At 52.0% G+C, this 19,007-nt stretch carries 17 protein-coding genes; 10 read left to right on the forward strand and 7 right to left on the reverse strand.

Annotated elements, in window-relative coordinates; genetic code table 11:
* The first annotated feature begins 205 nt into the window (after nt 1-205).
* Nucleotides 206-685: a hypothetical protein gene (locus JTN23_RS02685; protein ID WP_247232186.1), complete on the forward strand. Its 480-nt coding sequence runs from the start codon at nt 206-208 to the stop codon at nt 683-685.
* A 96-nt stretch (nt 686-781) separates the two neighbouring features.
* Here the strand turns inward: JTN23_RS02685 and JTN23_RS02690 are convergent, their stop codons facing one another.
* The 5 genes from JTN23_RS02690 to JTN23_RS02710 all read right to left on the reverse strand — a co-directional run bounded on the left by JTN23_RS02690 (nt 782) and on the right by JTN23_RS02710 (nt 6,112).
* Nucleotides 782-1,324 (reverse strand): hypothetical protein, encoded by a 543-nt coding sequence (locus JTN23_RS02690; RefSeq protein ID WP_247232188.1) that lies wholly within the window; start codon nt 1,322-1,324, stop codon nt 782-784.
* Between the two features lie 67 nt (nt 1,325-1,391).
* Entirely contained in the window at nt 1,392-3,044 is a 1,653-nt protein-coding gene (locus tag JTN23_RS02695; protein ID WP_247232189.1) for a DUF8832 domain-containing protein, read from the reverse strand.
* A complete protein-coding gene (locus tag JTN23_RS02700; protein WP_247232191.1) occupies nt 3,041-4,264 on the reverse strand; it encodes a hypothetical protein in 1,224 nt (407 codons plus the stop codon). The genes JTN23_RS02695 and JTN23_RS02700 overlap by 4 nt, the downstream gene beginning before the upstream one ends.
* Before the next feature lie 284 nt (nt 4,265-4,548).
* Nucleotides 4,549-5,142 carry a C40 family peptidase gene (locus JTN23_RS02705; protein ID WP_247232193.1) on the reverse strand — a complete coding sequence of 198 codons (594 nt, stop codon included), beginning with the start codon at nt 5,140-5,142 and terminating at the stop codon, nt 4,549-4,551.
* Nucleotides 5,143-5,275: 133 nt separating this feature from the next.
* Complete coding sequence (locus JTN23_RS02710) at nt 5,276-6,112, reverse strand: M48 family metallopeptidase (RefSeq protein WP_247232194.1); 837 nt, start codon at nt 6,110-6,112, stop codon at nt 5,276-5,278.
* A gap of 173 nt (nt 6,113-6,285) precedes the next feature.
* On the opposite strand from JTN23_RS02710, the gene JTN23_RS02715 reads away from it, so the two are divergent.
* The 8 genes from JTN23_RS02715 (at nt 6,286) to JTN23_RS02750 (ending at nt 13,070) form a co-directional block, all read left to right on the forward strand.
* Complete coding sequence (locus JTN23_RS02715; protein WP_247232195.1) at nt 6,286-6,897, forward strand: fumarylacetoacetate hydrolase family protein; 612 nt, start codon at nt 6,286-6,288, stop codon at nt 6,895-6,897.
* A 109-nt stretch (nt 6,898-7,006) separates the two neighbouring features.
* Nucleotides 7,007-8,911 (forward strand): M23 family metallopeptidase, encoded by a 1,905-nt coding sequence (locus JTN23_RS02720; RefSeq protein ID WP_247232196.1) that lies wholly within the window; start codon nt 7,007-7,009, stop codon nt 8,909-8,911.
* Between the two features lie 2 nt (nt 8,912-8,913).
* Nucleotides 8,914-9,366 (forward strand): thioredoxin-dependent thiol peroxidase, encoded by a 453-nt coding sequence (gene bcp / locus JTN23_RS02725; RefSeq protein WP_247232197.1) that lies wholly within the window; start codon nt 8,914-8,916, stop codon nt 9,364-9,366.
* A 70-nt stretch (nt 9,367-9,436) separates the two neighbouring features.
* Nucleotides 9,437-10,294: a transketolase gene (locus JTN23_RS02730; protein WP_247232198.1), complete on the forward strand. Its 858-nt coding sequence runs from the start codon at nt 9,437-9,439 to the stop codon at nt 10,292-10,294.
* Nucleotides 10,295-10,371: 77 nt separating this feature from the next.
* Complete coding sequence (locus JTN23_RS02735) at nt 10,372-11,325, forward strand: transketolase family protein (RefSeq protein WP_247232199.1); 954 nt, start codon at nt 10,372-10,374, stop codon at nt 11,323-11,325.
* A gap of 212 nt (nt 11,326-11,537) precedes the next feature.
* Entirely contained in the window at nt 11,538-12,080 is a 543-nt protein-coding gene (locus JTN23_RS02740) for an RNA polymerase sigma factor (protein ID WP_247232200.1), read from the forward strand.
* A 55-nt stretch (nt 12,081-12,135) separates the two neighbouring features.
* Nucleotides 12,136-12,579 (forward strand): hypothetical protein, encoded by a 444-nt coding sequence (locus tag JTN23_RS02745; protein WP_247232201.1) that lies wholly within the window; start codon nt 12,136-12,138, stop codon nt 12,577-12,579.
* Nucleotides 12,580-12,602: 23 nt separating this feature from the next.
* The gene (locus JTN23_RS02750; protein ID WP_247232202.1) at nt 12,603-13,070 is read left to right on the forward strand and encodes a hypothetical protein; all 468 of its coding nucleotides are present in this window, start codon (nt 12,603-12,605) and stop codon (nt 13,068-13,070) included.
* Nucleotides 13,071-13,092: 22 nt separating this feature from the next.
* On the opposite strand, the gene JTN23_RS02755 is transcribed toward JTN23_RS02750, so the two are convergent.
* Nucleotides 13,093-13,722 (reverse strand): hypothetical protein, encoded by a 630-nt coding sequence (locus JTN23_RS02755; protein ID WP_247232203.1) that lies wholly within the window; start codon nt 13,720-13,722, stop codon nt 13,093-13,095.
* 185 nt (nt 13,723-13,907) lie between these two features.
* Between JTN23_RS02755 and JTN23_RS02760 the strand changes: the two genes are divergently transcribed.
* A complete protein-coding gene (locus tag JTN23_RS02760) occupies nt 13,908-17,321 on the forward strand; it encodes a methylmalonyl-CoA mutase family protein (RefSeq protein WP_247232205.1) in 3,414 nt (1,137 codons plus the stop codon).
* Nucleotides 17,322-17,397: 76 nt separating this feature from the next.
* Here JTN23_RS02760 and JTN23_RS02765 read toward each other — a convergent pair whose 3' ends face one another.
* Nucleotides 17,398-18,975 carry a SulP family inorganic anion transporter gene (locus JTN23_RS02765; protein WP_247232208.1) on the reverse strand — a complete coding sequence of 526 codons (1,578 nt, stop codon included), beginning with the start codon at nt 18,973-18,975 and terminating at the stop codon, nt 17,398-17,400.
* Between the last annotated feature and the right edge of the window lie 32 nt (nt 18,976-19,007).

Consider the following 19,007-nt stretch of genomic DNA (forward strand, 5'->3'; position numbering starts at 1 on the left):
CTAATCTGCTTTATGTCAGTGGCCTGGGCGGTTGTGATTGTCTAATAAAGATACGGAGGTTTTGGATACGGAACCTAAGATTTTAGTGACCGGTACAGGGGGATTGGCTGATGGTAAGTTGCTGTTTTTCATAACTATTTTGCCTTTTCCGGCTTTACATGTATGTAGCCAGGTATGGCTACCAGGACAACCAACCATTTTAGAGATGATGCGGAAAAGAATTATAGATCAGGACCCGGGAAAAGCATCTGCTGCGGAGGGGAAGTGGCTGGATGTAAAAGACCTGGCTCAGGTAGAAGTGACTTCGGAGGATGAAGCCTTTCCTATCGAGGATGCATTTGAGACGTACGATGGTTCATCGGGCTGGCGGGCATCCGAGCCGGGCAAGCAGACCATCCGGGTTATCTTTGATGAACCACAGCGAATACATACGATACACCTCTACTTCCAGGAGGAGCAACACGCCCGGACTCAGGAGTTTCTGCTACGGTGGTCACCGGATGAGGGGCAATCCCTGCGGGAGATTGTACGGCAGCAGTACAACTTCAGTCCTGACTCCTCCACCGAGGAGCAGGAAACCTATACCGTCAACCTGGAAGAAGTAAAAGTAGTGGAGCTAACGATAAAACCTGATGTGGGTGGAGGAAGCGCCTGTGCGTCGGTTTTGAGATTTTGTATGGCTTAAAGTAGCTGGTACTTATTTGAAAATAATAGGTTTGAAGTTATTGTCTTGAGCATAAACGGCCTGTGTCCCCACAGGCCGTGGTAAGAAGCATTGAATCTATAAACTCATGTATCTTTCCCTAAGTCTACAAGCATTATTAAGGTCAAAATGAAGATCTAGTGCTAGTTTGAAAACCTCATCAGCAGTTGTACGCTTATCTAGTACTAATTTGGGTGATATAGATGAAGTTTTTAAGAAATCGAATAACTCTTCAGCAGCATCGTTCTTATAAGTATTAGAATCAACTATTTCCTTAGATTTAACTTTAACTTCGTATGGCAGTTTTGGACCATTGATGAAATAATCTAGATATTTGAAGAAGTTAGGATCTTCAAATATTGCTTCACCCTTTTTGCCATTCCGCTCGAAGCCTTGTTGTATTGACTTTTTAATTGCACCAACTGCGCCAACGTTGTACTCGGGATCAGTAAAAAACTTTACCCGATGGTCAGGTATTGCTTTTCGAAGAAGCAAGCTTTTCATCATTTGTTTTGATGCTTGTGCAGCTTTTTTATATTCTTCATTATTATTTGGAGGAGTAAAGTTATTGAGGTCGTCTAGCAATAATTCTTCCTCGTGTGTAAGAGTGATTGGCAGCATAAAATTCAATAGTATATTCAGTATAGTGTCAAATTTGAAACTGTGAGATTAACTTTTTAACAAAACTTTACAACGTAGTTGTATCCTTCACCTTCGCATCAAACACACCTGTAATCACCTGACCATTTCGCTTGATCTGTAAGAAGATGCGGTATTGGCCATCTTTGGGGAAGGAGTAGGGGAAGGTAATGCGGTTGGTGTGTGCTTCGCCGTTGTGGGTACTGCCTTTCATCTCCATACCCATTTCCTTCATCAGGTAGGCTTCGCGCTCGGCGGAGGGTAGGGTCTTGAGGCGGGACAGGTATCGGTCTATGCTGTCACGGAATACCTTCGGGTCGGGGCGTTTGTAGATGCGGGTGGTATCGGCTATGCGTCCTTTGAGCGACTGCTCGGCGGCCATGGCGTAGGTACCTACCGGATGCAGGTGAATGTACACCGAACCGTCGGAGCGGACTATGGCCGCGTGCCCAGGCATACCCAGGTACGGTTCCAGCTGGGCCGGTGTACCATCCGGATTGAATACCTCAAAGGCAAGCTGGTAGGGCTTACCGGCTTCGTAGGTGTTACCGGCCTTGCCTTCCCACACCACATAGGAGCCATCTTTCAACCTGGTGCGGGTACCTGGTGCACCACATACCACTACATTTTCGTCCAGCGGTACCTGCTTCGGATTATTCAGCGGATCGGTCACGACGTAGGTATCTTCTTCGTCGGTCTGTTTGAGCGTGGTGACGGTGGGGGATAGGGCGGGTATCTCTACCGTATCCACGATGGTTTCGGCAAAGCCCGAATTACGCACAATATCGGCGTAGACCAAGTACTTACCCGCCGGCAGCCTGGGTACATAGGCCTGGAAGGTAGTACTGTCGCGGCGCTCGGGGTGGAGGTGCGCGAAGGCATCCAGTCCGGGTGTACGTACCAGAAAGAGGTGCATCAGCTTGCCGTGGTCAGGTACGAGGGTACTCAGCATACTCCCCCGGCGCTTGGTGGCCCAGCCGGTAGTGTCGATCTGCAGGCTGAACAGCCGCTGGCCGTCTTCGTTGATAATGGTAGAGTGGCCCTGCAGGGGCTTGTAGATCCACTGCCGGTAGTCGGCCGCCCAGCTATCCCACCAACTGCTGCCTCCGTACAGGACCAGCGCACATACCGCCGTAGCAATACCCATATTCATCCAGCGCTTGCGTTTCTGCCGGGCCGTCAGTACCTGGCCGGGCTTCATGATGCCGTCGCTGACACTGGCCCCGATGGCGGTTACCATCAGCAGCACCAGGAAAAGCCCCAGCCCCGTCAGGAGCCAGCCCAGTCCAGCGGGCATATCACGCTCGGCGGTCGAGACGGCTACGATAGGTACCACCAGGTGGCCCTTCCCCTGCTTGCCATCCAGCTCGATCTGCACGCTGGATGAGCCCCATTCCATCAGCCATACAATACCCTGGTACTGCCCCGGCTGACCGGCTACGGGTACTATGTCATCGGGGGAGGGAGCGCCTTCGTCACCCGAGTGGAAGTAGATGGGGCGCGCCTGTACCGAAGTGATGCCTTCGCTTTCGGAAAATACAGTGATCTGAGCGGTACCGGGTATCACATCGGGCGGCTGCACATTGACCATGACTTTATAAGGGCCAGCCTGCCCCTGAAACAAGACTCCCGGACTACCTACGTGGGCCTGTGCGGCTACCGCACTTAGTACCCAAACTACTATGAAGAGGAGCTTTTTCATCGTTGTATCTTGTTCATCCAGTTGCCCCAGGCCAGTCCGATCCGGGATGATACGATACTAAGTACCAGTGCTATGCCGAGGCCCTGGAGCAGGTCCGGGGTAGACTGCAGCGACCACGGCCCAAACTTGTAGCGGTACTCCCAGTTGGGATCGTTGCCAAAGTACCAGTAGTGGCTGCCAAAGAACCAGTTGCGCGCATAGGGTGACTCCATCTGGAAGGCACCAAAGTACCATTGTACCACAAAGAAGATCGCAAAGAACGTGACTCCCATAACCAGGGCCAGCAGCCAGTCATTCATCTTTGGGTAGCGCATGAGCAGCCAGTCCATCGCCAGAGCAGGTACGATCAGCAGCAACGGAAACGCGAAGCCCTGGTAGTGATCAATGTGGTACAGGATAGGGCCCAGCTTGGGCTCCGCCGGGAACAGCGGGATGATCCATAGCGTGATGCACAGCATAGCCATGTACACTCCTGTGGAGGCCGTGATGGTCCAGCGGTTAGGGATGGCCCGTCCGAAGGCCAGCAGGAAGATCGGAAAGGCCGCGCAGGCAAACTGGTAGTAGCTGGAGTGATGGGAGTTCCATTTATCCATTTGCTCGGAGAGCAGCGTAAACCACATCGACAGCAGGAAACCCGCCGACAGCGCAAACATCCAGTAGATGCGTGTATCGCGATTGGCGCGTTCGTTGGCAGTAAAATGGGTGTAAAGCTTGGTCTGGTTGCGCAGGGCGAGTACCGTTACCATGGCCCCAAACTGTACGCCAATAATACCCAGCGCCAGTACGGTATGCGGGGGCGACAGGATGGTTACGTCGAGTCCGTAGGTATTGTGCCACCAGTCGTCAAAGGGGGCGGAGGTGAGCATGGCTATGGCTCCCCAGATACAGAATATAGCGCCGAGCGAACTGTAAAAGAAGCCCCAGATCCTGACGCTCTGGGATTTCTGAGTATCGCTGCCCGCGAAGGTAGTACGCAGTACCTGAAAACCCGAAAACAGTCCGGCTACCACGGCACCCACGTACACCAGGATGTGCGGAGGCGAAAACAGCCCGTCGCGCCCGATGCTCTGGTGCCAGCAGATATCCCAGATAATGCCCGTCATGACACAGAAAGAAGAGAAGACGACGGCATATACGTACGATGGAATCCCCAGGCGGCGCGTGGTGTCGGAGGCCACGGGCTGGGCAGGCACCCAGGCAGGGTTTAGTGATTGTTCCATGAAAATAAGGTGGCGTTTAGTGGAAGTGCATATAATCCTGCTAAGGACAACCCAAACTGAGTTATCCCCTATGGATTTTTGTAAAGATAGTATGAAAAGTAGAACTTTAGAAGGGGGAGGCGGAGCTATATGTTGATGTATTACATGTGCATTTTGTAATCTATAAACGCAACATATACCAAGAAGTACCTGATCTCCTAGGTACCTCTTGGTATGTATATCTATAAGTCCAATTTTAGATAAAGTAATCTACTACTTGATTACAGCAGCCTACAGTACTTTGTCTAAAACGGCCGCATGGCCTTGACAAAGCGATTTTTGAAGTAGTTGGAGTAGAGGTTGTCTTCGCGGACACCACGCGAGGTGGAGGCATGGATAAATATCACCTCCTGCCGTCCCCTGACCTCCGTAACGATACCTGCGTGTGATACGTAGCCTTCCTTACCAGCATCGGGTACAAAAAACAGCCAGTCGCCGGGGCGGATATCTTCTACGCGTACGATCTCTTTGCCAAACTCTGACTGCTGCCACGAAACACGGGGTACCTTAAAGCCCACCTGCGAATACACCGAGCAGATCAGGCCGGAGCAGTCGATGCCCCGCTTGTCGTTGCCGCCGGAGCGGTAGGGAGTACCGGTGTAGGTACGGGCTACCTTTACTACTTCGTGGACACGCTTGTCATACGGGCCGGCGGGGCGGCTGTAAGGTGGCGTTGTGGTAGTCGGTCTGGCTGGTCTGGCGGGGGCAGGCTTACGGGCCGTTGAGGCAGTAGCCGGACGTCGGGTGGTACTCGAAGTCGGAGTTTTGCGAAGGGTTTCGCAGGAGAAAAAAAGGAAAGATGCTAGCAGAACCGAAGGTACAGCAGTAAATCTTATCATTGGCGGCTAGGGTGGTTTGTTTCAAAAATAACGAACCCGGCGCCAAAAATTGTAACCTTTTATACATAAAAAAGGCTGCTCCGCTGAGCAGCCTCCTCTATTCAGGCTAATAAAACAAACGAAAAACTGGCTTTTATCGACGGCCTCCCTGACCGGGGTAGTACTCCATGGCTTTGGGGATCAGTCGGTTCAGGTTGCGGATACGGGTGGTTTCAGCCGGGTGAGTCGACAGGAACTCCGGTGGTCGCTGACCACTGGATGCCTGCGCCATTCGTTGCCAAAAAGCCACTGACTCACGCGGATCATACCCTGCTTTGGCCATAAAAATAAGTCCCAGGTGGTCTGCCTCCGACTCCTGATTACGGCTGTTGGGTAGTATATAGCCTATGGTAGCAGCCGCCGGGGCGGCCAGTCCGAACAGATTATTATAAATCTGCTGGGTCTGCTGTGGCTTATTGGACATGGCTACGCCCAGTCCTATCTGTCCGGCGGTGAGTACCCCCTGCGACAGGAGCCCCTGGCTCATACGCTCGGCACCGTGATTGGCAATCGCGTGGGCGATTTCGTGGCCCATTACCACGGCGATCCCTTCATCATTCTGGCAAATGGGTAGTATACCGGTATAGAACGCTACCTTTCCCCCGGGCATACAGAAAGCGTTGATTTGCGGGCTGTTAATTACGTTGTATTCCCACTGAAATCCCTCCACCAGTGATAACTGATTGTTGTCTCTCAGGTAGTCTTCCACGGCCCGCTGTATTTTTTGGCCGACCCGACGTACCGACTCTACATTGGGTCCTGTTCCTACTACCTGGCTTGTATCCAGTAGTTGGCGGTAGCTCTGAAAGCTCATGGGTAATAGCTCCTTACTACCGACTAGCATGAGTTGATTACGTCCGGTCAGTGGTACACGCTGGCAGCCTACAACAAACAGCAGGGAAGCCAAAGCAGCAAAAAAGATTCTTTTCATGTTTTTGAGTGATTATCTAAAAAAATTGGAATGATAATGGCCTAAGTAATCACAGATGGCAATTCTTTGTCAAGAAATGCAAAAATAATTATGCCACTCTAATCAATCGTAAGTAGCTTTGCCCATAGGTTTGATCTGGTAATTCTTACTCCGTTTAATCTAAAATCACTGCAATGAAAATTATTTGTGTAGGACGTAACTACGCTGAGCATATACAGGAACTGAACAACGAGCAACCCGATGCTCCCGTTATATTCATGAAGCCCGATACGGCACTTCTGCGACCCGGTGAAACATTTTACTACCCGGAGTTTTCGGAGGATGTGCACCATGAGGTGGAGGTGGTCGTGAAGATTAGCAAAATGGGCAAGTTCATTGAGGAGAAATTTGCTCATAAGTACTACGACGAGATTGGCGTAGGCATTGACTTTACCGCCCGCGACGTACAGTCGAAGCTTAAGGCCAAGGGACTGCCCTGGGAGCTGGCCAAAGCCTTCAATGGCTCCGCTCCGGTATCGGATTTTGTGTCCAAGTCTGACTATGCCGACCTGCAGGACCTCAACTTTAAGCTGGAAGTAAACGGAGAGACGCGTCAGCAGGGCAATACCTCCATGATGCTATACCGGATCGACTACCTGATCTCGTTTGTGTCGCAGTACTTTACCCTCAAGACCGGCGACCTCATCTTTACGGGTACTCCCAAGGGCGTAGCTGCCGTAAAGCCCGGTGACCGTCTGGTGGCTTCGATTGAAGGTAAGACCATGCTGGAGCTGGATGTAAAGTAGCTCCCGGCGTTATGAGTACGTATAGATCAATGATGTAAATAGTAGTCAGGAAAATATAACAGACTGGTTCGTGAGGAGAATTGCTTTTTTAGTTGCGTTAGTAAGTTTAGTGCCTTTGTCGTTGTTCGCTCAGAGTCCGAAGCAGTCCTACGCTAAGGATTATTTCATTTTTCCGATCATGCCCGGACAAGCCAATAGCCTGGCGGGGGTACTCGGTGACCTGCGAACCAACCACTACCACGGCGGGCTGGACATCCGTACCCAGCAGCGGGAGGGCCTGGCCGTTCATGCGGCGGCCGAAGGGTACGTGTACCGCGTAGCGGTGCAGGGTACCGGCTACGGCAATGTCATCTACCTGCGCCACCCCAATGGCCTCACCACCGTATACGGCCACCTGCAGAAGTTCGGCGGCAAACTCGGCGACTACGTACGGCAGGAGCAGTACAAAAAGCAAAGCTTTACGATTGATCTCTATCCCGAACCGGGACAGTTTACCTATAAGAAGGGGGAAGTGATGGCGCTGTCCGGCAATACCGGCGGCTCGGGTGGCCCGCACCTGCATTTCGAAATCCGGGATTCACAGAACAACTACCTCAATCCGCTGTTCTTCGGCTTCCGCGAGATTCGCGACAATACCCCGCCTACCTTCCTGAACCTGGCTTTACGCCCCATGACCATCGAGTCCCGGGTGAACGGCCGTTTTAACCGCCAGGCCTACAAACCCGTGAGGCAGAGCAACGGCAGCTACCGCATCCCCCAGACCATCCGGGCTACGGGCCAGGTCGGGCTGGAGCTGCACGCTTACGACCTGATGTCGGGTACGGGCTTCCGGTACGGGTTGCACTGCATTGAAGTAAAGCTGGACGGCAGGGAGGTATTTGTGTACAACATGGAGAAGTTCCCGAGCCTGTCTACCCGCGACTACAACAACCTCATCGACTACCGTACCGAACAGGAAACCGGAACCCGCTTCTATAAGCTCTACAACCCCGACGGCAATATATTCGATATCTTCAAGACTGATAACTACCAGGGCAAGCTCCAGATAAACGATACCCTGACGCATGAGGTAAGTATCAAGATATTTGACTCTTTCGAGAACTGGTCCCAGCTGTCGTTTTCCATCCGGGGTGAATCTACCGGGGAGGCCGTGCAGCCCGCCACCACCGAAACCAGCCCCCAGTACATACAGGCCGATGCTCAGGACAATATCCTGAAGGTAACGGCCCAGGGGTACCGCAGCCCGGAGCCTTTTGCCAACTACTATACCGAGCGTCGTCGGGTGCAGGAAGAGCCCGCCTACTTTGACAACGGTTCGGCCGTTTTCCTGACTGACCTGCGCAACTACCTGCCCGATTCGGTACAGGTTGGCGGGCGCATAACGCCCTTGTCGTACAAGGCCAGCATCGCCCCCGGTAAGGCGGCTACCTATGACTCGGACCGCTGGACCATCAAGTTTGACACGACCAGTCTGTTCGATACGCTGCACCTGGCCATCCGTCAGAACCTCAACACCCTTACAATCAACGAGCCGGTGATCCCCCTCCGCCACTACATACAGGTAACCTACCGCCCCGACGGGCCCGTCATCAATAAGGAGCGGACGCAGGTATACCGGTACAACCGGGGCGGCTACAGCTTTCTGGGAGGTACCTGGCAGGACGACCGCGTTACTTTCAGCACCCGCGAGCTGGGTACCTTTATCCTGCAGACGGATACTACTCCTCCCAGCGTAAATCTGGTAGAGCATAGCAGGAGACAGATCCGGGCCTACATCAGTGACGGCATGTCGGGCATCGATTCGTTCCGGGCGCTGGTCAACGGGGAATGGGTACTGATGAACTACGAGTACAAGACCCGCTATATCTGGTCCGAAAAACTGGACGAGAGCCAGCCGTTTGAAGGAGAGTTGGTATTGGAAGTGAAGGACAAAGCAGGAAATAGTACTATCTTGCGCACCGAAATCGCTGAACCAGTGGTAAGAAAAGCTCCAACCCGTAAAAGAAGAAGATAGCTATGGCACTTCAACAAGGTAGTCCGGCCCCGGCTTTCGAAGCCAAAGACCAGAATGGCAACACGGTCAAACTCTCTGACTTTGCCGGCAAAAAAATAGTCCTGTATTTCTATCCCAAAGACGACACCCCCGGCTGTACGGCCCAGGCCTGCAGCCTGCGTGATAACTACGAGGCCATGCTGTCGCGTGGATACGTAGTGCTGGGTGTAAGCGTAGACGACGAGAAGTCGCACCGTAAGTTTGCCGACAAGTATGAGCTGCCTTTTCCGCTGCTGGCCGATACCGAGCACCGGATGGTGGAAGACTACGGCGTGTGGGTAGAGAAAAGCAACTACGGCCGTACCTACATGGGGATAGCCCGTACCACCTTCGTCATTGATGAAAACGGTACCATTCAAGAGATCATCCAGAAGGTAGATACCAAGAACCACGCGACCCAGATCCTGGGAGAGTAATCATACGAGAACCATTACCTACCGCACACTCATACTAATTCCTATTTATTAACTTTCTTTTTTTGACGAAATGGAAATTGAACAATTAGAAAAAATAGCCTCACAGGTTCGTCGTGACATCGTCCGGATGGTTCACGGTTGTCAGTCAGGCCATCCCGGCGGATCGCTGGGTTGTACCGATCTACTGGTAGCCCTTTATTTTGAACGCATGCAACTCAAAGAAGAAGACGGTAAGGGAGTCTTCGATATGGATGGCACGGGCGAAGACCTTTTCTTCCTTTCTAATGGACATATCTCTCCGGTATGGTATAGTGTGCTGGCGCGTAAAGGATACTTCCCCGTTGAAGAACTGGCTACCTTCCGTAAGCTGGACTCCCGCCTGCAGGGACACCCCACTACGCACGAAGACCTCCCCGGTATCCGGATAGCTTCCGGTTCATTAGGACAGGGATTGTCCGTAGCCATCGGAGCGGCCATGGCTAAGAAACTCAACGGCGAAGACCGGTTTGTATACTGTCTGATGGGTGATGGTGAGCAACAGGAAGGTCAGGTATGGGAAGCGGCTACATTTGCCCCCCACCACATGGTTGATAACCTCATTGCCTTCATTGACCTGAATGGTCAGCAAATTGACGGTCCTACCGTGAAAGTAATGAACAACCGTGACCTGGGCGCCAAGTACGAGGCCTTCGGCTGGGAAGTACTGGAAATCACAGAAGGTAACGACATGGCGTCAATCATAAAAGGATTGACTGAAGCCAAAGGTAAAGCTGGTCAGGGCAAACCCGTGATGGTACTGCTGCATACAGGTATGGGATACGGCGTAGACTTCATGATGGGAAGCCACAAGTGGCACGGGGTAGCTCCTAACGACGAGCAACTGGCGGCGGCACTGGCCCAGCTGGAAGAGACCCTGGGTGACTATTAATCTATAATCAAACAGCTACCGGGGTACCTGGCCCCGTGGTAGTTGACTATACCTTACTATCCAATAGACTGTCTGTAATGAAAAAATATACATTTACCGAAAAGAAAGATACCCGTTCGGGATTCGGAGCCGGCATGCAGGTGCTGGGTCAGCAAAACCCCAATGTAGTAGCCCTCTGTGCCGACCTCGTAGGCTCCCTGAAACTGGATGCGTTCATCAAAGAAAACCCCGAGCGCTTTATCCAGTGTGGTATTTCCGAAGCTAACATGATCGGCGTGTCGGCGGGTCTGACCATCGGCGGCAAGATTCCCTTCGCTACTACCTTCGCTAACTTCGCGACGGGCCGCGTATACGACCAGATTCGTCAGAGCGTAGCTTACTCGGGCAAGAACGTAAAGATCTGCGCTTCGCACGCGGGTCTGACCCTGGGTGAAGACGGAGCTACCCATCAGATCCTGGAAGACCTGGGAATGATGAAGATGCTGCCCGGCATGACCGTGATCAACCCTTGTGACTATAACCAGACCAAAGCCGCTACCATCGCCATTGCCGAGCACGATGGTCCGGTATACCTGCGTTTTGGACGTCCGGTAGTACCTATCTTCACCGATCCAGACCAGAAGTTCGAAATCGGGAAGGCCTGGATGGTAAGCGAAGGTACCGACGTAAGTATCTTTGCCACCGGCCACCTGGTATGGGAAGCCATACAGGCGGGTGAGCAGCTGGAAGCCGAAGGCATCAGCGCCGAGATCATTAATATACATACGATTAAACCTTTGGACGAGGAAGCGATCCTACAGTCAGTAGCCAAGACCGGTTGTGCTGTGACAGCTGAGGAGCATAACCGTATTGGTGGGTTGGGTGACAGCGTAGCGCAGGTACTTATTAAAAACCAGCTGGTACCTCAGGAGTACGTAGCCGTTGACGATAGCTTCGGTGAGAGTGGTACCCCCGCCCAACTGATGAAGAAGTACGGTCTGTCGGCAGAAGACATCGTAGCGGCCGCCAAGCGGGCTATCGCACGTAAGTAGAAAGCAATGGTAGGTGGTGCATGCGAGTAGCGCGGCAGAGACCCGTCTTTTAAACAAGAGGTATGAAAACCGAGTTGGTATAATTTATATCCGGCGGTACCTGTGTCCAGTCCCGATCAGGATTGGACACAGGTACCGGCCCGTTATAGGTACCCGTTCCGATTCACCACCTACTAGTTACTTTCAACCAGATAGCTCAGCTTGCTGATAGAATGTCCGACGAAGAGTTATTAGAATTATATAGTAATCCGGAAACGCGCCGAAACGCGTTTAACCAGCTGGTGCGGAAGTACCAGCAAAAAGTATATTGGCTGGTACGGAAGATGGTCGTAGACCACGACGACGCCAACGACATTACCCAGGAAGTATTCATCAAAGCCTGGACGGCCCTCGAAAATTTCCGGGGCGATGCCAAACTCTACACCTGGCTGTATCGCATAGCCAGTAACGAAGCCATCAACTTTCTGAATAAAAAGCGCCGCCGCTTCTTTGTACCGATCCATGACGTAGAAGGCGAGCTGACCGAAAAGCTGGAGTCCGATCCGGTGGTGAGCGGCGACGAAGTGCAGTTGAAACTGCAGAAAGCTATTCTTAAACTTCCCGAAAAGCAGCGCCTGGTATTTAACCTTAAGTACTACGAAGACCTGCCCTACGAAGAGATTTCCGAGATCACGGGTACTTCAGTAGGGGCCCTTAAAGCCTCCTACCACTGGGCCGTGAAAAAAATAGAAGACTTTTTGAACGGTACCGATTAAACTTTTGGATACCTTATACTGTCTTACCTATACAGAAAGCAATTAAAGTAAAGTCATGAATAACAATCGGATACGACTGGAAGATCTGGAACGTAAAGTACCTTTCGAAGTACCGGAAGGCTACTTCGACCGACTGCCCTCAGAAATACAGGCCCGTATACCTGTACAACGGGAGCGCGCCAAGCCCTTAATCAGCTGGTCGTGGCAGCGTTCGGTGGGACTGGCAGCCGCGCTGAGTCTGCTTTTGGTACTTGTGTGGGTAACGTACCCGGAAACACAGGGACCTCTGGGACAGGAGCCGCTCAGCCAGGTAAGTGATGAAGCCATCATTCAGTACCTTGAAGAGCAGGATATCAGCTATTATGACCTGAGCGAGCACCAGGTAGTGCAGGGAGCCTTCGCGTCGGACTCTACCATTATGAACTACCTCGACGGAGTAGATGAAGAGGTGATCCGTCAGCAACTACTAGATAACGCACCCGTATTAGAGACCATTTAACCCACAACAACTAAATCGAAACAATGAAATCATCAAGCCTAAATACGATTTGGGGTCGATTCTTTCTGATAGGATTTGTACTGCTTGCTACTGCAACGGCTTCCTGGGCACAGCGCCATGACCGGGAGGAGATGCAGCGTATTCAGGATGCCAAGATAGCCATCATTACGAATCGTCTGAATCTGACGCCCGATCAGGCCACCGGATTCTGGCCTGTTTATAACGAGTACTCCCAGAAGCGCCGCGAGGTACACCGCCAGCAGCGGAAGATTATCGTGGAGAAACGGCAGTCCGGTACTACCGATGAGGCTGTACTGGCCAACCTCAAGGAAGTACAGGACCTGAAGCAGAGAGAACTGGATCTGGAAAAAGAGTACCAGTCCCGGTTTCTGAAAGTCATATCGGCTAATCAACTGGCCGAGCTATACAAGGCGGAGCGTACGTTCAATGACATGCTGCTCCAGCGCCTTAAAAAGAACGGTGAGGACTAACCGGCAGTACGTATAGATAATCCTACCACTTTACCCGGGTAGGAGCCGTCGGGGTCCGCTGCTGCAGATTACGCATCAGCTCCGGATAGCGGTAGTTTAACTTAAAGAATTCAAGGGAATCAACGACAACACGCTGCGGCAGTGTTGTCGTTTCCTGCTTTAGGACGGGTACCAGTATCTCGTGGTGTACAGAGGCCTGGTTGTCGGCGTTGGTAGACAGGCACAGGGCATGCATGCACTCAATATCCTCCTTCTCATTGCGCCCCACAAACATCATCATATTCATAGCAATGGGGGTTTCTTCGTTCAGCATGTTTATGCTGATCTGCAGGGTAGTGTTGAGTATATAGCTCGCCATGCCCGCATAGATGTTCTTGACAGATCGGATGGTTACCTTACCATCGGGTTGAATATTGAGTACATCTTTATAAACTACATTCCGGCTGCTGTCGAGCCAGAAGCGCTCGTACTTGCCTTTGAGGTGCCGGATATCCCTTTTTTCTTCAACGGAGTAGTCAATGGCTTCACCTTCAATCAGGTCATGAATATCGACAAAGGTAGGTAGTTCGTTTTCAAATGTTTCGAGCAGACTTCTTTTACGGGCTTTTTTCTTGAGCTGTTTTATCTTGGGGTTAAAGTCGATCTTGTTCATACGCTTTCTTACAGATAGAGGGAGTAAATAGTGAGTGTAAAGAATAGAAAGCAAAAAGCGTGCATATTTCGTTTACTGATTACTATTCTATAAATAAACATCCGTTAAGATTCCTTACAAGTTAAAGAATCTTTTTATTTGGAAAAAGCATCTAATCTAATCTTGAATTATTACTACTACTGACTATGACCTCCACCCAAACCATACCCTATACACCTACCTATCCCATTCGTGTGGTTACGGCTGGTAGCCTGTTTGACGGGCACGATGCCGCTATCAACATCATGCGTCGCCTGATGCAGGCCTCGGGGGTAGAGGTGATCCACCTGGGCCATAACCGATCGGTTCAGGAGATCGTGGAGACGGCTATTCAGGAAGATGCGCAGGGGATAGCTGTGACGAGCTACCAGGGCGGCCATATGGAGTTTTTTAAGTATATGTACGACTTGCTACGGGAGCGTGGTGCCGGCCACATCCGGCTCTTTGGTGGGGGAGGAGGCACCATACTACCATCCGAAATTGATGAGTTGCATGACTACGGCATCACGCGGATCTACTCACCCGACGATGGGCGCAGCATGGGCCTGCAGGGGATGATCAATGATCTGGTGCAGCAGTGCGACTTCCCGACCCGGCTGTGGGAGCTGAACGGTCAGCTCAAGAAGTTACCCGAGACCAAAGATACAAAGCTCATCGCCCGGCTGATTTCCGAAGCCGAAAATGGTACGCCGGAGTTCAAGGCGGTCAGTGCCAGCCTGCAGGCTATCGGGCAGCTACAGGCTCCCGTTATTGGTATCACCGGTACCGGTGGAGCCGGCAAATCGTCGCTGGTGGATGAGCTGATCCGTCGTTTTTTGTTAGATCACATTGACAAAACCGTAGCTATTATTTCCGTTGATCCGACCAAGCGCCGTTCGGGCGGTGCCCTGCTGGGGGATCGCATCCGGATGAACTCGCTGAATCCGGAGTTTCACGGAGGGAGGGTGTACATGCGTTCGCTGGCAACGCGCGGGGGCAACCGGAGCCTGAGCCGGCACGTACGCGATGCGATTGACGTATGCAGGCTGGCTCACTTTGACCTGATCCTGCTCGAGTCGTCGGGTATTGGTCAGTCGGATACCGAAATCACCGAGTACGCCGATATCTGCCTGTACGTGATGACGGCCGAATACGGAGCCGCTACGCAGCTGGAGAAGATCGATATGCTGGACTTTGCGGACCTGATCGCCATCAACAAATTTGACAAGCGGGGCTCGCTCGATGCGCTCCGTGACGTACGCAAGCAGTACCGCCGCAATCATAACCTCTGGGAGGCGGACGAAGAAAGTCTGCCTGTGTACGGTACCATAGCGGCCCAGTTCAACGACAGCGGCATGAATGCCCTCTACTATAAGCTGATGGAACTGGTAGCCCGGAAGACCGGGCAGACAGGCTGGCAGGAGGGAAATCTGGCGGCCACGGCTCCCTTGCCGCTGTCTACCTATTCCCGGAGCCAGGCTTCGATCATCTCTCCGGACCGCGTCAGGTACCTGGCCGAGATCGTAGAGAACGCCCGCCATTACCAGCAGTTTGTGGAGGAACAGACTACCCTGGCCCGGCAGCTGTATCAGCTGGACGGTACCCTGAAAATCCTGGAAGCAGCGGGTAAATCAAGTATACATGAGGAGTTGAGACAGATGCGTCAGGAGCTGGAAGGTCGACTGCACCACGAATGCCGCCGGCTGCTCCACGAGTGGCCCGCTATGGTTGATAAATACAAGCAGGATACCTACCAGTACCACGTGCGGGATAAGGTAATCGAGCAGGACCTGTACGTACAGACGCTCTCGAAGCTACGGGTACCTAAGGTAGCACTGCCCCGCTACAACGACTGGGGCGACCTGCTGCGCTGGCTACTTACCGAAAACGTACCGGGCGAATTCCCCTACACGGCCGGAGTATTTCCCCTGAAGCGGGCCAGCGAAGATCCTACCCGTATGTTTGCGGGTGAGGGCGGTCCGGAGCGTACCAACCGACGCTTCCATTACGTATCTAAAGAAATGCCCGCCAAGCGCCTGTCCACGGCCTTTGATTCGGTCACGCTCTATGGCGAAGATCCCGATCACCGCCCTGATATATACGGCAAGGTAGGTAACTCGGGTGTCAGTATATGTACTCTGGATGATGCCAAGAAACTATACAGCGGATTCAACCTGTGTGATCCGGCTACGTCGGTATCCATGACCATCAACGGACCTGCCCCCATGCTGCTGGGCTTCTTCCTGAATGCCGCCATTGATCAGCAGTGTGAGCTGTATATCAACGAGCGGGGAGGGAAGGAACAGGGCATTCAGGAAGGATGGCTCCGGCCCTTTGAAGTACCTGCATCGGCGCAGTACCGGGGAAGTATACCCGAAGGAAACAACGGGCTGGGACTGATGCTGCTGGGTACTACCGGCGACAAGGTACTACCGGTTGAGGTATATCAGAAGATTAAGGCCCATACGCTCCGGCAGGTACGGGGTACGGTACAGGCCGATATCCTCAAGGAAGACCAGGCTCAGAATACCTGCATATTCTCTACCGAATTTGCCCTGCGTATGATGGGCGACATCCAGGAGTACTTTATCCAGCAGCAGGTTCGCAATTTCTACTCGGTATCTATATCGGGTTACCACATAGCCGAGGCAGGAGCCAATCCTATTTCGCAGCTCGCCTTTACCCTATCCAACGGCTTTACCTTTGTGGAGTACTACTTGTCGCGGGGCATGCACATCGACGATTTTGCGCCTAATCTTTCCTTCTTCTTCTCCAATGGCATGGACCCCGAGTACACCGTACTGGGACGCGTAGCGCGGCGTATCTGGGCCAAAGCCATGAAGCACAAGTACAAGGGCAACGACCGCAGCCAGAAGCTCAAGTACCATATCCAGACCTCCGGGCGCAGTCTGCACGCGCAGGAGATTGCCTTTAATGATATACGTACTACCCTGCAGGCCCTGCTGGCTATCTATGACAACTGCAATTCCCTGCACACCAACGCCTACGACGAAGCCATCACTACACCTACGGAGGAGAGTGTGCGCCGGGCCATGGCCATTCAACTTATCATCAACAAGGAGTTTGGGCTAACTAAAAACGAGAATCCCCTGCAGGGCTCCTTCATCGTAGAGGAACTGACCGATCTGGTAGAGGAGGCTGTCTATCAGGAGTTCCTGAGCCTCAACGAGCGGGGAGGGGTACTGGGAGCCATGGAGCGGATGTACCAGCGCGGCAAGATCCAGGACGAATCCATGTACTACGAGATGCAGAAGCATACGGGCGCTCTCCCGATCATTGGAGTCAATACCTTCCTGGATCCGGCGGGATCGCCTACCATTATCCCACGTGAAGTGATACGGGCGTCGGAGGAAGAAAAACAGTATGCCGTGTCGTCGCGTAAGGCTTTTCAGGAGCGGAATAAGGAGGAGGCAGACGCGAAGCTGAAAGAGTTGCAACGCGTAGCTCTGGCTAACGGCAATGTGTTTGAAGGGCTGATGGAGGCTACCAAGGTATCTAGCCTGGGACAACTGTCTTCGGCCCTGTACCAGGTAGGAGGCCAATACCGGCGCAATATGTAATGGAGTTGTAGGAGGGTATAAAAAAGGGGGAGCCACAGCTACTAGCTGTGGCTCCCCCTTTTTTATACTCAAACTATTAATGAGCTCCTACCTTCGTAACCTCAGGTATGGCTATGGTCTTCACCGTAATGTTCTTGAGGGGCGCGGTGTGCTTCTTGAAGTTCTCAATAATCTCAAGTACATCGTAGTCGATCGCTACCGATTTGGAACCATCGATGATAATGGTTGAGTTCTCGGAAAGATCCTCCAGCGTATGGTTGATACTACCTTTGTTCAGGAAGGTTACTTCTTCCGAAAGAATCAGCTTAACCACATTGCCGTTGGATTGCTCCTCTTTAACGTAGTGGTGCGAATGCTCGTAGTTCTTACGGAGAATGAAGTAGATGGCCACTGCCATACCAATCGCGATTCCCTTGAGCAGGTCCGTACTGAGGATAGCAATCACTGTCACGATAAAAGGAACAAACTGGTTCCAGCCTAGCTTGTACATACCCTGGTACAGACTGAACTTGGATAGTTTGTAACCTACCACCAGCAGAATTGCCGCCAGCGAAGCCAACGGAATGTAGTTTAGGAGCGAAGGGATAAACATGGCCGAAAGTAACAGGATACAGCCATGGATAATCGTAGAGGCTTTTGTTCTACCCCCCGAGCCGATATTGGCTGAGCTCCGTACAATTACCTGTGTAATAGGCAGACCACCAATCAGACCTGACACCAGATTACCGATACCCTGGGCTTTCAGCTCACGGTTGGTAGGCGTAGTACGCTTGAAGGGGTCAAGCTTATCCGTAGCTTCCACGCACAGCAGGGTCTCGATACTGGCTACTATAGCCAGCGTAAAGGCTACTGTATATACCTGTGGATTAGTAAGTGCTGAGAAATCAGGGAACTTGAAGAAGCTCAGGAACTCGCTGGGACTGCTCGCTACCGGTAGCTGTACCAGGTGCTTTCCTTTAAGCGCCCACTCAGGCATGGAAGTCATGAAAAACAGGTTGATCAGGATACCAAGAATTACCACAAACAGGGCACCCGGTACAAACTTGAACAACTGGATACGTCTCATAAATGGCTGCTCAAACAGGATCAGAAGACCCAGTGAGATAGCCGAGATGATAATAGCCCCCATGCTGTTGTATCTGAGGGCATAGTAGATCTGGGTGAAGGTATTATGACCATCCATCTGGGCAAATGCTTCGTCCCCGATGAAGTCTTCGTCATAACCTAGTGCATGCGGGATTTCTTTCAGGATCAGCGTAATACCAATAGCCGCCAGCATACCTTTGATGACAGACGAAGGGAAGTAGTACCCAAATACACCCGCTTTCAGAAATCCGGCTATTAATTGAATAATACCGGCCAGACATACTGCTGTCAGGAAGGCCTCGAAACTACCCAGGGTACTGATCGCGTTCACAACGATTACAACCAGACCGGCAGCCGGACCCGAAACTCCCAGTGGAGATCCACTCAGTGAGCCCACTACTATACCCCCGATTATACCGGCAATAACCCCGGAAAACAATAGATCAGGGCGTCCGGTTGAGGCAAGTGCAATACCCAGACACAGGGGTAACGCAACAAGATAAACTACCAGACCGGCGGGTAAATCTGATTTGATGTTGGCAAAAAAGCCCTTATTATTATCTAACATATCGCTAGTCTTTTGAAAAAATAGTCTTGATT

This window comes from Telluribacter roseus (assembly GCF_017355915.2).
In the GTDB taxonomy this organism is placed as follows: domain Bacteria; phylum Bacteroidota; class Bacteroidia; order Cytophagales; family Spirosomataceae; genus Telluribacter.